The organism is Nocardia sp. NPDC003693, from assembly GCF_053981095.1.
In genome coordinates this window covers 19,296-33,350 of the sequence record NZ_JBSFNO010000043.1, presented here as the reverse complement: position 1 = coordinate 33,350, position 14,055 = coordinate 19,296, and the positions used below count along the sequence as shown (strand labels likewise).

Sequence of the window (14,055 nt, the reverse complement as noted above, 5' to 3'; positions counted from 1 at the left end):
AGGCGAGGGAATCCGCCGAATCCGCGGCGCTACAGGCTGTTCGCCAGCAGCGCGTACTGCGCCGCCGCCATGCGGTGCACCTCGTCCGCCGTCTGCGCGTTCACCACGCCCACGTACCGCTTGTAGATCACGTAGCACCGGAACGCCGCCGTGCCGGACTTGCGATGCACGCACTTGGTGTCCGGCACGTTCTCCGGGCCCGGCCCGGTCGACCCCGACTCGCCCAGACTGCTGATCAGCCCGGCCACCAGATCCGCGCCCGACTTGGAATCGCGGGTGCGGAACAGATAGTTGTCGTCGACACCCGCCATGGCGTCCATACCGGTGTCGGCGACCAGCCGGGACCGCAGCGCCTGATCCCCGGCCGGATGAACGAGCATGGCGGGACCGAAGACCGCGAACGTGTCCGGATCCGGGCTGCGGCCGTCGCGATCGGTGGTCAGCACGCGCGCCAGCAGCCGCTCCGGATCGACCGGCAGCGTGTCGATCTGGTCGGCGGGCGTGGCGGCGAATGCGTCCACCGCGGGCACCTCCGCGTCCAGCGTCTTCTTCAGCCAGGACAGTAGATCGGCCTGATCGGCGCTCGGGCGGGAGATGAACACCGAGATGACGAATTCCTTGCGCGGCATGGTCATACCGATGTTGGCGACGCCGGGCCGCCAGTGCGACATGGCGTCGGGATAGTCCGGCAGGGTGAGTTTGCGGTTCTGGTCGAGGGCGACGTTGAAGTCCGCGTCCGAGAGCTCGCGCGCGGCCAGTTTCGCGCTGTCTCCGCTCGGGAACCGCAGCAGCCGGATCGTGACCGTGGTGCTCTTGGGATCCGGCGCGTTGGAACCGGCGGGATCGGGCAGATCCGAACTGCTGGTGGCGAATCCGGCGATGAAACCGCGGTTCTGCAGTACCGGCCGCGCCGAGGACGACAGGTGACTCACCGTCACCACGTCATCGACCGAGGTGAGCACGATGCCGCCGCGCCCGACCCGCAGACTGGAATCGACCTTGATCGCGGGCACCACGGCATCGGCCATCCGCATGCCCTCCAGCACCGGGCCCTTACCGCTCGAATCCCGGCCGTACGTATAGCGATCCACCGGATACGAGCCCGTGTCGAGCGTGCGGACATCGAGCTCGGCGGGTGTGGGTGTGCCCTCGACCGCGCACGCCGCCGTCGCTGCGAGCAGCGCGGTGCAGGCGAAGGCGGTGACGATCCGAAGTGCGCGGCTCATGGTCCGGTCCCTCCCGCGCGGCCTCGCGGCGGCGCTCCACCCCATGATTTTCGTCAACCGGGGCGGCCGCGTCCACCGTTATCCGCCGGATCACCCGGGCGGCCGGGGTGTCATCACACCCAGATGCCTTTGCCGACGGTCACCACACCGCCCTTGCTGACCGCGAAACGCTCGCGGTCGCGGTCCCGGTCGACCCCGATGATCTCGCCCTCCGAGACCACCACGTTCTTGTCCAGAATGGCGTGCCGCACCACCGCGCCGCGCCCGATCCGGACTCCCGGCATGATCACGCTGCCCTCCACCGTCGCGCCGTCCTCGACCCGGACATTGGAGAACAGCACCGAATTGCGCACGGTCGCCGCCGACAGGATGCTGCCCGCGCCGACGATCGACTCCTGCGCCAGGCCGCCGCGCCCGAACTTGGCGGGCGGCAGGTTCTCGGCCGCGCCGCGGATGGGCCAGTGCCGGTTGTAGAGATCGAAGACCGGGTCCACCGACACCAGATCCATGTGCGCCTCATAGAAGGCGTCCAGGGTTCCCACGTCGCGCCAGTAGCCGCGACTGCGATCGGTCGAGCCGGGCACGATGTTGCTGCCGAAGTCGTACACCGCGGCCTGGCCCGCGCGCACCAGGCCCGGAATGATGTCCCCGCCCATGTCGTGGTCCGAGTCGTTGTCGTCCGCGTCCGCGCGGATCGCGTCGACCAGGACCTTGGTGGTGAAGACGTAGTTGCCCATCGAGGCGAAGGTGACGTTCGGATCGTCCGGGGTGCCCGGCGGATGCGCGGGCTTCTCCAGGAAGTTCACGATGCGGCCGGACTCGTCGGAATCTATGCAGCCGAACGCGCTCGCGGTGCTGCGCGGCACCCGGATGCCCGCCACCGTCACGCCCGCGCCGGCCTCGATGTGCGCGGTCACCATCTGCTCGGGGTCCATGCGGTACACGTGATCGGCGCCGAAGACGACGATGTACTCCGGGTCCTCGTCGTAAATGAGATTGAGCGACTGCATGATCGCGTCGGCACTGCCGGTGTACCAGCGCGGGCCCAGCCGCTGTTGCGCGGGCACCGGGGTGATGTACTCCCCGCCGAAGCCGGAGAGCCGCCAGGTCTGGGAGATGTGCCGATCCAGGGAATGCGACTTGTACTGCGTGAGTACGCAGATCCGCAGATACCCGGCGTTCACCATGTTCGAGAGCACGAAGTCGATGAGGCGGTACGCGCCGCCGAACGGCACGGCGGGCTTGGCACGGTCCTTGGTGAGCGGAAAGAGTCGCTTGCCCTCGCCACCGGCGAGCACGATCCCGAGTACGTGCGGCTGGCTCCTCACACTCGCCAAGTTACCTGTCTTCGGTGGCCGGGCCTGCGGCGGCGCGAGTTCGAAACCGGGAGAACCCGGTTGTTCGATTCGTCGTCGCCTGACGGATGCTTGGGCTCGGACGTGGCGGCGAACGGCCGGGCCGGTGCCGGGACGACCGGTCGCGGACATCGATGCGGGTGGGACGGCGGCGCGCCGGTGCGGGGGCAGGGCGGCTCGATCGCATCCGGGGGTGCGAACTTGCGAGGACGGGTGGTTGGTCGCGGGTTGGACGAGAGACTAGGTTGGACCGGTGAGTTCTGGCGCGGATGGCGGCCGCGAACACGGCGTTCCCGGGCGCGGTGTTCATGACCTGCGTGTCGCCATGATGACCCGCGAGTACCCGCCCGAGGTGTACGGCGGGGCGGGGGTGCACGTCACCGAACTGGTGCCGCGGCTGCGGGAACTGTGCGACGTCTCGGTGCACTGCATGGGCGTGCCGCGGCTCGATGCCGTGGTGCACCAGCCCGATCCGACGCTCTACGCCGCCAACTCGGCGCTGCAGATGATGTCCGCGCAACTGCGGATGGCCGACGCCGCCGAAGGCTCGGACGTCGTGCACTCGCACACCTGGTACACCGGGCTGGCCGGGCACCTCGCGGCCGAGCTGTACGCGATTCCGCATGTGCTGACCGCGCATTCGCTGGAACCGCGCCGGCCCTGGAAGGCCGAACAACTCGGCGGCGGCTACCGGCTCTCGTCCTGGTCCGAGCACAACGCCATGACCTACGCCGACGCCGTGATCGCGGTGAGCGCGGGCATGCGCACCGATGTGCTGGCCGCGTACCCGGACATCGATCCGGCGAAAGTCCATGTGGTGCACAACGGTATCGACGCGAGCGTGTGGCATCCGGGCGGACCCGCGCCCGAGGTGCGCGACATTCTCGGCGAACTCGGCGTGCGGCGGGACCGCCCGGTCGCGGCGTTCGTCGGGCGCATCACGCGGCAGAAGGGCGTCCCGCACCTGCTGGCCGCGGCCCGATACCTGGACCCCGACATCCAGCTGGTGCTGCTGGCCGGGGCCGCCGACACCCCCGCCATGGAGTCGGAGGTGCGCGCCGCGGTGCGCGAACTCGGCGCGACCCGCGACGGGGTGTACTGGGTCCGCGAGATGCTCCCCACCGAGCTGGTCCGCCAGGTCCTGGCCGCCGCAACGGTTTTCATCTGCCCCTCGGTCTACGAGCCCCTGGGCATCGTGAACCTCGAGGCCATGGCCTGCGGCACCGCCGTCGTGGCCTCCGACGTCGGCGGGATTCCCGAGGTGGTGGTCGAGGGCGAGACCGGCCGCCTCGTCCACTACGACGAGACCCGCCCCGACCTGTACGAGCGGGCCCTGGCCCACGCGGTCAACGTGGTGGCCGCCGACCAGTCCGCCGCCGCCGCGATGGGCGCGGCCGGCCGCGCCCGCGCGATCGCCGAGTTCGACTGGAATCAGATAGCCGCCCGCACCGCGAAGGTCTACGACCTGGTTCGCAAGAACTGAAGGCGCCGGGTCGCGCTTCGTCAGGTGCGGGGGCGATAGGCCGCGATCGTGACCGACGCCGTGACGGGCAGGGGGTTCGGGAGGGCGGCGACGCGGGCGGGGCGATGGTCGGCCGCGTGGAAGGCCGAGGGGCCCATCGCGACCACCGCGGCGATGTCGGGGTGGGACAGGGACATCGTGTACTCCACGGCGGTGCGGTCGAGGAGTTCGAAACGGGCGTCCAGGGATTCGGCCAGGCGGTCCTGTTTGGTCGCGTCCACGCGGACCATGTCGAGGGGCTCGATCAGCTCGGTCAGGTGGCGGGGGGTGGGCGTCACGACGAGGAAGCGGCCGCCGGGGGCGAGGATTCGGGCCACCTCGTCGGCGTTGCGGGGGGCGAAGACCGACAGGACCGCGGCGAGGGAGTGGTCGCGGACGGGGAGGCCGCGCCAGGCGTCGGCCAGGATCGCGGCCGCGCGGGGGTGGGCGCGGGCGGCGCGGCGGGCGGCGGGCTTGGCCACGTCGAGGGCGATGCCGCGTAGTTCGGGCAGGGCATCGAGGACGGCGGACGTGTAGTAGCCGGTGCCCGCGCCGATCTCCAGTACCGCGGGCCCGCCGGTGGTCGGTGAGCCCGGTCCGGAGACCATGCCGGGAACCGCGGAAACGTGTGGGGCGGCCGGGGGGATCGCGTCGGCTCGCGGGGTCCTATGAGCACGTGCGGCTTCGCTCAGCAGGGTCGAGGCGAGGCGGGTCGCGGACGAGCCGGTGAGCGTCGCGCCCGGGCGGAGCGGGCGATCGGCAGCGTTGGGCTCGGGGGCCGGGAGCGGGCCACCGGCGAGAGCGTCGGCCAGGGCCGCGGCGATGGGTGCGAAATGACCGGCGGCCTGAAAAGTGGCTCTTGCATCGAGCATGTCGGGCGTGTCGCCGGACATTTTCGTGGAGGCGCCGGTGAGCAGGCTGACGTAGCCCTGGCGGGCGATGTCGAAGGTGTGGCCGGTGGCGCAGCGCAGGGCGCGCGCGTGCGGCGCGAGGTCCCGGCCGCATTCCGGACAGGACAGTAGATCGGCGCAGGCGATCAGGGGATCGACCGAGCCGAGGGGTGGTGGGCCGGCAGACACCGATATGCCGGTGAGCCGGTCCGCCCGGGGGCTGTGGCTCACCGGCACAGGTAGGTCTGGCTACTAGCTGGTGACACTCTTGAGTTCGTCACCCAGTGCCGCAGCTTCCTCCGGCGTGAGCTCGACGACCAAACGCCCGCCACCCTCGAGTGGAACCCGCATCACGATTCCACGCCCTTCCTTGGTTGCCTCGAGGGGACCGTCCCCGGTGCGGGGCTTCATGGCCGCCATCCTCTGCTCCCTCCAGATCTGCGCGGATTACTGCGCACTTTCATGGAACTCCAGTTGTTACCAACCAGGCAGCCCGCCGGTATGTGGCGGGCCGCACCAAGCCCATTCTTCCCTATCGCGGATCGGGGCGGGTACCTGAGTTCCAAAAACCGACCGACGTGGCGTTCAGGGAGTCGCCGGATTCACCCAGCAATCGGCGATGTGATCGTCTACCATCCCGGTCGCCTGCATGAGTGCGTACGCAGTAGTGGGACCCACGAACTTGAACCCACGGCGCTTCAGTTCTTTTGCGAGAGCAGCGGATTCGGGAGTGATGGCGGGCACATCGGCGAGGGTCGCGGGCCGCGGTCGCGGGTCCGGAGCGAAGCTCCAGAGCAGCTTTTCGAGGCCATCCGGGAGCTCCAGAGCGACCCGGGCATTGTGGATACTCGCATCGATTTTGGCCCGATTGCGAACTATGCCGGGGTCCGTCATGAGGCGTTCCACATCCGCCGGGCCGAACGCGGCGACCCGTTCCATGACGAACCCGTCGAAGGCCGCGCGGAAGGCCGGGCGCTTGCGCAGAATCGTGATCCACGCGAGGCCCGATTGAAACGCCTCGAGGCAGACGCGTTCGAACAACGCGTCGTCGCCGTGCAGGGGGCGGCCCCATTCGGTGTCGTGATAGTCCCGGTAGAGCTCGGAGGACTCGGACCAGCCGCACCGAATCCGGCCGTCCGTGGCCGGGGACGCGGCGGTCATCGGCGGCCCGGGGTGCCATCGGCGCCCGGCTCGTCGCCGGGTTCGGCGGCCGCGGGCTCGGCCGGCAACACTTCGGGCAACGGGTTGCCCGACTCGGCGGCGCGTACCGGGGGATCGGTGGGAAGCGGCGGCGCGGCGGCGGTTTCCGGCGTGGCGCCGGAACCGTCCGAGGCGGCCGAATCGGAAGATATTCGGCGCGGGCCGGGCGTGTCGGTGGTCTTGCCGAGCGCGACGGATCCGGTGTTCGCGGCCTCGGCCCCGACCATCACCTCGGAGCGCTCGTCCTGGGCGCCGCGCGCCTGGGCGAGCTGCCATTCCAGATCGTCGATGCGGGCGGCCAGCCGGGTCAGCGCCCAGTCCACCTCGCCCGCCTTGTAGCCGCGCAGCACCTGCTGGAAGCGCAGCGCGCGCACGTCGCTGCCGCCGATGTTCTCCGCCGGGAGCACCGTCACCGTCGTCCCCTCCGGCAGCGGGCCCAGTTCCTCGGAGCGTCCGAAGACCGCACTGGCGACCAGGAACAGCAGCGCGGCGACCAGACCGACGATCAGCACGTACAGCAGCAGCGTGAGCATGTGTCCGAGCTTAGGGGGACGGGCCGACGCGGAAATAGTTAGGCCCGGCGGAAATCGGTCGTCGAACTCTCAGTGCGAGGACCGATTTCGCGCCGGGCCCGAAGGGTCTCGGCCGTGCGCCGTGCCTACAGGTGGCGCGTGGTGTCGATGTTCAGCGACATGCCCGCCAGGCCGCGGCGGCGCACGGCCAGCTTGTCGGCGATCTCGAGCAGGGCCTTGCCCGAGGCGCTCTCGGGGGCGCGCAGCACGATCGGGGTGCCCTCGTCGCCGGCCTCGCGCAGCTCCTGCTCGATCGGGATCTGGCCCAGCAGCGGCACGTTCGCGCCCACCGCGCGGGTGAGGTTCTCGGCCACGGTCTGCCCGCCGCCCGAACCGTAGAGCTCCATGCGCGAGCCGTCGGGCAGATCCAGCCACGACATGTTCTCGATGACGCCCGCGATGCGCTGGCGGGTCTGCAGCGCGATGGATCCGGCGCGCTCGGCGACCTCCGCCGCGGCGAGCTGCGGGGTGGTCACGACCAGGATCTCGGCGTTGGGGATCAGCTGGGCCAGCGAGATGGCCACGTCGCCGGTGCCCGGTGGCAGATCCAGCAGCAGGATGTCCAGATCGCCCCAGAACACGTCGGCCAGGAACTGCTGCAGCGCGCGGTGCAGCATCGGGCCGCGCCACACCACGGGGGTGTTGCCCTGGGTGAACATGGAGATCGAGATGAGCTTCACGTCGTGCGCGATGGGCGGCATGATCATGCGCTCGACCTGCGTCGGGCGCTGGTCGGTGCCGAGCATGCGCGGCACCGAGTGGCCGTAGATGTCGGCGTCGAGCACGCCGACGGACAGGCCCTTGGCGGCCATGGCGGCCGCGAGATTGACCGTGACGCTGGACTTTCCGACGCCGCCCTTACCGGAGGCGACCGCGTACACGCGGGTCAGCGATCCGGGCTGGGCGAACGGGATGACCGGTTCGGCATTGTCGCCGCGCAGCTTCTTGCGCAGTTCGGTGCGCTGCTCGTCGTTCATGACGTCGAGGGTCACGTCGATCGTCCCGACACCCGGCACGTCGTTGACGGCTTTGGTGACGCGTTCGGTGATGGCGCCCTTCATCGGGCAGGCCGATGTCGTCAGATAGACCACGACCTGGACACTGCCGTCGTCGCCGACCACGACGCTCTTCACCATGCCCAGCTCGGTGATCGGTTTCCGGATCTCCGGGTCGTTCACCTTCGCGAGCGCGCCCCGCACATCCGATTCCGTTACCACTGGCATGCGTCCAACAATAGGAGGACGAGCGGCGGCACGAACGGTCAGGGCTCGGAACGGGGCCGGTTCCGGCGGCGCCCGGTGCACGTTCTCAGCGGGCCGCCGCCGCCACTTCGGCGGGGGCAGGGTGGCCGGGCGACTCGGGAGCGCCCGGGGTGGGGCGCGTCGCGCCGCGCAGCAGAACGGCCCAGTACCCCACGAGGATCGCGCAGTAGAGCGACTGCGACAGCGCCGAGGTGATGCCGCGCGGCGGCATCTCCGTGTTCAGCGACAGCGGGATCGCCGACAGCGCGAGCGCCGCGGTGGTGATCACGCCGCGACCCAGCACGATCAACATGAGCAGACCGGGCCACAGCAGCATCAGGTAGTTGTGCCACGCGATCGGGGAGAACAGCAGACCGGCGGCCAGCACCGCCCACGGCGCCACGCCGCCCGGGTCGGCGCGATGCCGCCCGCACCACCACAGCGTGCCGGTCAGCACGGCGAGTCCCAGGGCGGTGCCGACACCGGCGGGCAGGCCGAACCGCACGGCGAGGCCCGGCAGCGAGGCGTTGTCCACCCAGCCGGACACCGGCTCGGAGAACGCGATTCGCAGCCAGCCCGCTGCGCTGGACGGTCCGGCGGCGAGCACGCCGACGAGCGACGCGATCGCCGCGGCCGCGATCCCGGCACGGAAGGGCGCCCACGCCCGATGCACGGCGGCGAGCAGCAGCAGCGGCGCCAGCGAGGGTTTGAGCGCCACGGTGACGCCGTACAGGACGGCCGCGAGCACCGGTCGTCCCCGGCGCTGTGCGATCCATCCGGCGACGAGTCCGGCCAGCAGCATCGGATAGACCTGGCCGAGCAGCAGCGTCCCGTACAGCGGCGCCGAGGCGAGGACGGCCGCGACGACCGCCGCCGTGACCGCGGCCCGCAGTCGCAGTTCCCGGCACACCGCGAGCACCGCGCCGAGGACCACGAGCAGCATCACCACGATGAAGACCCGGTGGGCCGTGACGGCGTCCAGCGCGGCGAACGGCGCGAGCAGCAGCGAGACGAGCGGCGGGTTGAGATTGCGCAATTCGGCCGGGGTGTCGTAGATGTCGTTCCCGTGCACGAGCGCGACGGCCGAGTGCCAGAAGGTGTCGAAGTCGACGTGCACCCCACCCATGTCCGCCGACCACAGCGGCCCGACCATCCCCCCGAGGTCGGCCACCCGCAGGACCGTGACCCCCACCGCGACGACCACGAGCGGCAGGACCGCCACCCACCCGGCAACACCCGCGCGATCGTTCCGCGCAACTCCCCGCAACACGGCTCCCGACGTTATAGCTACCGACCGGTTCCCGCCGAATCGCCACGAATGTTGTGCCGGATCGACCTGGCTCGGGCTGTATACGCAAGGGCGGTGGGTGGATTCACCGCGACCGAGCACGCCCCGTCGTCGGGACCGTCGCGCCGGGCCGAGTGGGCCGTCCGGTCCTGCGGGGGAGTGGGGCGGCTTTGCGGGCCGGCCCGGGTGCCGCACGGTCGCTCAGGCCATCGCCACCGGCCCCGGGTGGGCCGGTGGGTTGCTGGGCCGCTCCGGGTCAGATGCGGGGGAGTTGGGCGGGCTGGGGGGCTACGCCGGAGGCGTAGGCCGTTTCCCAGGCCATCACGTTCGCCACGTAGGCCATGGAGTTGTTGTAGCGCAGGATCGCGCGGGTCTGCTGGGCGGCGTCGCGCATGTTCAGGCCGCCCGCGCAGAGGTATTTGCCCGCGGTCAGGGTGGCGTCGAAGATGTTCTGCGGATCGGAGATTCCGTCGCCGTTGCCGTCGGCCGCGTAGCGCGTCCAGGTCTCGGGCAGGAACTGCATCGAGCCCACGGCGCGGTCGTAGCCGGAAATCCCGTCCAGCACACCGTTGTCCGAGTCGTGGATGACGTTGTTGCCCGCGAGGCTGCCGTCCAGGACGGGGCCGTACACCGGGTCGAGGTTGTTGCCGTTCGCGTCGACCTTGCCGCCGAACGAGTGCACCGACTCCACGCGGCCGATGCCGGCGAGCATCTGCCACGGCATGCCGCACACCGGGTTGTCCGCCGCCAGTAGACGTTCCGCGTTCTGATACGCGTTCACGGAGATGCCGGGAATGCCGAGCGGGCCGGCGGGGAGGGCGGCGGGGACACGCCCGTCGGGCTGGGCCACCGTCTTCACGATCGGAGGTGGCGGGGGGAGAAGCTGTTTGGCCTCGCGATGCAGAGGCTGTTCGGCCGCGGCCGGCAGGGCCGCCTCGGGTCTCGATAGCTCCTGACCCCCGGCGACCGTCAGCTTCTGTTGCTGGATGGTCGAGGTGATCTTGTCGGTGATCGATCCGTCGGCCGCGCCGGTGACCGTTGCGATTCCGGCGGGCAGGAGGCCGGTGAATGCCAGAACCGATCCGCGCCGCATCGTCGGGACCGGGGGCTTGCGATGACGTCCCACAGTGTGGTGACCCTCCATTACCGTCGGGAAGAGACCGGGGGTGGTGGACGCCACACTACCGCATTCGAGACCTTTTCGTTACTACTCCGTGACCATCTGAAATTTTTGCGCAGATCAGCCGGTAGAAAACCGGTTTTCCGGGCCGTGCGGCGCGTCCCGCCCCGCACGGCCGGGAAAATTACGGCGCGGGCGCGGGCGCCGGCAGCGGAATCGTGATGCCGAACGGGAGGGTGATGCCGGGCGCGGCGGGCGCCGGCTCGACCGGTGCGGCGGGCACCTCGGCGGGCTCGGCGACGCCGGGCTCGGGGGTCTTCTCCGGCGCCTGCGCCTGCGGGGCGACCGGTTGCTGACCCTGCTCCTGCGGCTTCTCCTCGGTGGCGGCCTGGCACGAGACGGTGGCCTGTTCCGGCGGCAGCGCGCGGCCGTCCGGCCCGTAGGTCACGTTCGCCTGTCCGGGCTGTGCGCCGTCCTCGGGCTTGGCGTCGACCGGCAGCGCGTCCGGCTGCACCGGAACCTCGGCCTGCACGCAGTTTTCCGGCGCCGGGGCGGCGGGCGCGGCGGGGCAGAAGATCCCGCACGGAATCGGCGGCAGCCCCGGGATGGTGATCATCACCTGGGTCGCGGGCGCCTGCGTGGTGCCGACCGGCTTCTCCTCGGCCGTCGTGGTCGGCAGCGTCGAGGAGGCCAGCGACATGTCCGGCGCGCTCTGCAGCGAGCCCGGCGGAACCAGCGTCGAGGAGATCTCCACCGGCGCGGGCGCGCCGCCGGTCTTGTACGCGTTCGACCAGCTCAGCACGCTCGCCGCGTAGGACATCGAATTGTTGTAGCGCAGTACGGCTTTGAGCTGCTGCTGCGCGTCGCGCAGGTCCAGCCCGCCCGAGCACAGGTACTTGCCCGCGGCCAGCGCGGCGTCGAAGACGTTGTGCGGATCGGAGACGCCGTCGCCGTTGCCGTCGGCCGCGTACAGCGACCAGGTGCCCGGCAGGAACTGCATGGGGCCCAGCGCCCGCACGTAACCGCCGTCCGCGGCCTTGATGACCTCGTTGCCCGGCAGCGTGCCGTCCAGGGCCGGGCCGTAGATGGGCTGCACCGTGGTGCCGGCGGCGTCGGTGCGGCCGCTGCCGGCGTGCCCGGATTCGATGCGGCCGATACCGGCCAGCAGATTCCAGGGCAATCCGCAGCCCGGCGTGGAGGATTCCATGGCCAGTTCCGCGTTGCGGTAGGCCGCGAGCACGATCTCCGGAATGCCGAGCGCGCCGGTGCCGCCGGGCAGGGCGATGTTCTGCAGTGGCACGTTGCCGAGGCGGGAGCCGTCGGCGGGCGGGGTCATGGCGCTGAGTCTGCGCGGGGCCTCGGGTGCGGCCGGGACCAGGCCGACGAGCTGATCGGACGCGGGTTCGGCGCCGGCGGGTGCGCTGTCGCTGGCCGCCGCTGCCAGCAACGCTTCCGGGGCGGCCTGCGGGGCCGCCTGGGGATGCGTCGTGACATTGGTGGCCGAACCGGCGGTGACCAGGCCCGCGATCAGCAGGGCAGACGCTGTCACCGGTGCAGATATTCTCTTCGCCACCACACAATCCCCTCGGTCGTGCGGCCGAAGCCCTGTGATGACAGCCGCAGTGCGGTGGTGTCTGGGTCGGTCGCTCGGAACAACGTGATCCAGGTTACCCATCCGTAAGCTTGTTGTGTACTCCTTCTGCGGTCAGTCGCCATCTTTCTGCGCCAAATTTGCGACCCCAGGCCTCTTTCGATCGGTACCCTTCTTGGTTTTGCGCTCGGGTACCGCCTCGCCGTCGGTCGCCAGTTTCTCCAGCCTGAGCAGGGCTTCCTTCACATCGTCGAGTTCGCGGCGGACGTAATCGCGGGTCGCGACCTCGCCGACCGCCAGGCGCAGGGCGGCCAGTTCGCGGGCCAGGAACTCGGTGTCGGCTTTTGTCTGGGCTGCCCGCGTCCGGTCCTCTTCCAGGGCCACCCGGTCACGATTGTCCTGCCGGTTCTGCGCCAGCAGGATCAGCGGCGCGGCGTAGGCGGCCTGGGTGGAGAACGCCAGATTCAACAGGATGAACGGGTACGGATCCCAGCGCAGCCGAACGGCGAAGACGTTGAGCAGAATCCAGATGATGACGATCGCGCTCTGGATCACCAGGTAGCGGCCGGTGCCCAGGAACCGGGCGACCCGCTCGCTGGAGCGCGCCAAAGCCTCTGCGTCCCAGTCGAATCCGCGGAATCTGCTCTCGACCGGGGTACCGAGGCGCTCGCGAGCGCTCAGTTTGTCCATTCGATCGGTCATGCCCGCCCTCCGGTGCCGTCGATCAGCGGCATGCCGTGCACGTCGTGATTGTCGTCCTGCTCGCGCCAGTCCTCGGGAAGCAGGTGATCGAGGACGTCGTCGACGGTCACCGCGCCGAGTAGATGGTTCTCCGCGTCCACGACCGGCCCGCACACCAGGTTATACGTTGCGAAATACCTGGTCACGGCTGTGAGCGGCGCGTCGGCGCGCAATTGCACCAGATCCGCGTCCAGGATGCCGCCGACGAGGTTCGCCGGTGGTTCGCGCAGGAGTTGCTGAAAGTGCACGCACCCCATATATCTACCGGTGGGCGTCGCCGTCGGCGGGCGCACGACGAAGGCCATGCTGGCCAGCGCCGGGGTGAGCTCGGGATCGCGGATACGGGCCAGCGCCTCGGCGACCGTGGTGGACGGGGTGATCACCACCGGTTCGGGGGTCATCAGGCCGCCCGCGGTGTAAGGCGCGTGCTCGAGGAGTCGGCGGACCGGTTCGGAATCCTCCGGATCCATCAGTGCCAGAAGCGATTCGGCTTCGTTCACGGGCAGCTCGCCGAGCAGGTCCGCCGCGTCGTCGGGGTCCATGGCCTCGAGCAGGTCGGCCGCGCGCTCGACGCCGAGCTGTTCGAGCACCTCCACCTGATCTGTCTCGGGCAGTTCCTGCACCACGTCCGCGAGGCGTTCGTCGTCGAATGCCGAGGCGACTTCGATCCGGCGCTTGCGCGGCAGCTCACGCAGCAGATGCGCCACGTCTGCCGGGCGCATGCCCTCGAATTGCTCGAGCAGCTGGGTGACGTCCTGCCCGGGCAGATTCAGCTCTGTCTGAGTGAGTCCGCGCACCTGCGCCCAATCCACCACGTGCACCGCGCCACGCCGCCCGAACCCGATGCCGAGCCGGCGGCGTTCGCGCACCGCGACCCGCGTCACCACCCAGTCCCGGGTCCGGGACTGCTCGACGCCCAGGTCGACCACCACGACCTCGACGTCGGCCAGCTGCGGCAGTTCCGGATCGGCGACGCGCACCGTGGAGTCGAGCAGCTGCGCGATGGCGAGCACCTCGCCCGGGCGCAACTCGAAACGCCGGACCGAGATGTTTCCGGTGGTCAGCGTGACCGACCCGGGGTCGACGGCCTGCACGCGCAGCATCGGGACGAAAATCCGCTTCCGGGTGGGCAGTTCGACGAGGATGCCGAGCACGCGCGGTTGCTGCCGGTCGTACCGGATCGAGAGCACGATGTCGCGAATGCGACCGATAGACTCCCCGTCCGGTCCCAGCACCACCAAGCCCGCGAGCCGAGCGGCGAAAACTTTGGTCGCTGCCATGAGAGCCAAGGCTAGTGCGTGGGGGCCGCCCGAAATGTCACGCCACGAGC

General features: G+C 70.2%; 12 protein-coding genes and 1 pseudogene. 1 reads left to right on the top strand and 12 read right to left on the bottom strand.

The features are described from left to right. Nucleotides 1-29 precede the first annotated feature (29 nt). Nucleotides 30-1,226, bottom strand: a complete 1,197-nt coding sequence (locus tag ACWDOP_RS32800) for a DUF7373 family lipoprotein (protein WP_454202801.1) — start codon at nt 1,224-1,226, stop codon at nt 30-32. 113 nt (nt 1,227-1,339) lie between these two features. After that, nucleotides 1,340-2,554 carry a glucose-1-phosphate adenylyltransferase gene (glgC, locus tag ACWDOP_RS32795; RefSeq protein ID WP_454202802.1) on the bottom strand — a complete coding sequence of 405 codons (1,215 nt, stop codon included), beginning with the start codon at nt 2,552-2,554 and terminating at the stop codon, nt 1,340-1,342. A 340-nt stretch (nt 2,555-2,894) separates the two neighbouring features. Between glgC and glgA the strand changes: the two genes are divergently transcribed. Beyond that, on the top strand, nt 2,895-4,064 hold the full coding sequence (gene glgA, locus ACWDOP_RS32790) for a glycogen synthase (RefSeq protein WP_456348173.1): 1,170 nt from the start codon (nt 2,895-2,897) through the stop codon (nt 4,062-4,064). Between the two features lie 20 nt (nt 4,065-4,084). On the opposite strand, the gene ACWDOP_RS32785 is transcribed toward glgA, so the two are convergent. From ACWDOP_RS32785 to ACWDOP_RS32740, 10 genes and pseudogenes are all read right to left on the bottom strand, one after another. Next, on the bottom strand, nt 4,085-5,203 hold the full coding sequence (locus tag ACWDOP_RS32785; RefSeq protein WP_456348147.1) for a putative RNA methyltransferase: 1,119 nt from the start codon (nt 5,201-5,203) through the stop codon (nt 4,085-4,087). Nucleotides 5,204-5,224: 21 nt separating this feature from the next. After that, nucleotides 5,225-5,392, bottom strand: coding sequence for a DUF3117 domain-containing protein (locus tag ACWDOP_RS32780; protein WP_006554284.1), 168 nt, complete (start codon nt 5,390-5,392; stop codon nt 5,225-5,227). A gap of 165 nt (nt 5,393-5,557) precedes the next feature. After that, entirely contained in the window at nt 5,558-6,133 is a 576-nt protein-coding gene (locus ACWDOP_RS32775) for a DNA-3-methyladenine glycosylase I (protein WP_456348146.1), read from the bottom strand. 284 nt (nt 6,134-6,417) lie between these two features. Further along, nucleotides 6,418-6,705, bottom strand: a pseudogene (locus tag ACWDOP_RS32770) (DivIVA domain-containing protein); the annotation flags it as partial. Between the two features lie 125 nt (nt 6,706-6,830). Then, nucleotides 6,831-7,967 (bottom strand): Mrp/NBP35 family ATP-binding protein, encoded by a 1,137-nt coding sequence (locus ACWDOP_RS32765; RefSeq protein WP_456348145.1) that lies wholly within the window; start codon nt 7,965-7,967, stop codon nt 6,831-6,833. 85 nt (nt 7,968-8,052) lie between these two features. After that, nucleotides 8,053-9,255, bottom strand: a complete 1,203-nt coding sequence (locus ACWDOP_RS32760; RefSeq protein WP_456348144.1) for a glycosyltransferase family 87 protein — start codon at nt 9,253-9,255, stop codon at nt 8,053-8,055. 274 nt (nt 9,256-9,529) lie between these two features. Then, nucleotides 9,530-10,399, bottom strand: coding sequence for a lytic transglycosylase domain-containing protein (locus tag ACWDOP_RS32755; RefSeq protein ID WP_456348143.1), 870 nt, complete (start codon nt 10,397-10,399; stop codon nt 9,530-9,532). Nucleotides 10,400-10,577: 178 nt separating this feature from the next. Next, the gene (locus tag ACWDOP_RS32750) at nt 10,578-11,942 is read right to left on the bottom strand and encodes a lytic transglycosylase domain-containing protein (protein ID WP_456348142.1); all 1,365 of its coding nucleotides are present in this window, start codon (nt 11,940-11,942) and stop codon (nt 10,578-10,580) included. Between the two features lie 156 nt (nt 11,943-12,098). After that, complete coding sequence (locus ACWDOP_RS32745; protein WP_454202809.1) at nt 12,099-12,686, bottom strand: DUF1003 domain-containing protein; 588 nt, start codon at nt 12,684-12,686, stop codon at nt 12,099-12,101. Further along, nucleotides 12,683-14,005: a magnesium transporter MgtE N-terminal domain-containing protein gene (locus ACWDOP_RS32740; RefSeq protein WP_456348141.1), complete on the bottom strand. Its 1,323-nt coding sequence runs from the start codon at nt 14,003-14,005 to the stop codon at nt 12,683-12,685. The genes ACWDOP_RS32745 and ACWDOP_RS32740 overlap by 4 nt, the downstream gene beginning before the upstream one ends. Between the last annotated feature and the right edge of the window lie 50 nt (nt 14,006-14,055).

Coding starts and splice junctions, on each gene's coding strand:
- ACWDOP_RS32800 (WP_454202801.1), bottom strand. CDS start 1,226: ATGAGCCGCGCACTTCGGATCGTCACCGCCTTCGCCTGCACCGCGCTG.
- ACWDOP_RS32780 (WP_006554284.1), bottom strand. CDS start 5,392: ATGGCGGCCATGAAGCCCCGCACCGGGGACGGTCCCCTCGAGGCAACC.
- ACWDOP_RS32775 (WP_456348146.1), bottom strand. CDS start 6,133: ATGACCGCCGCGTCCCCGGCCACGGACGGCCGGATTCGGTGCGGCTGG.
- ACWDOP_RS32765 (WP_456348145.1), bottom strand. CDS start 7,967: ATGCCAGTGGTAACGGAATCGGATGTGCGGGGCGCGCTCGCGAAGGTG.
- ACWDOP_RS32745 (WP_454202809.1), bottom strand. CDS start 12,686: ATGACCGATCGAATGGACAAACTGAGCGCTCGCGAGCGCCTCGGTACC.
- ACWDOP_RS32740 (WP_456348141.1), bottom strand. CDS start 14,005: ATGGCAGCGACCAAAGTTTTCGCCGCTCGGCTCGCGGGCTTGGTGGTG.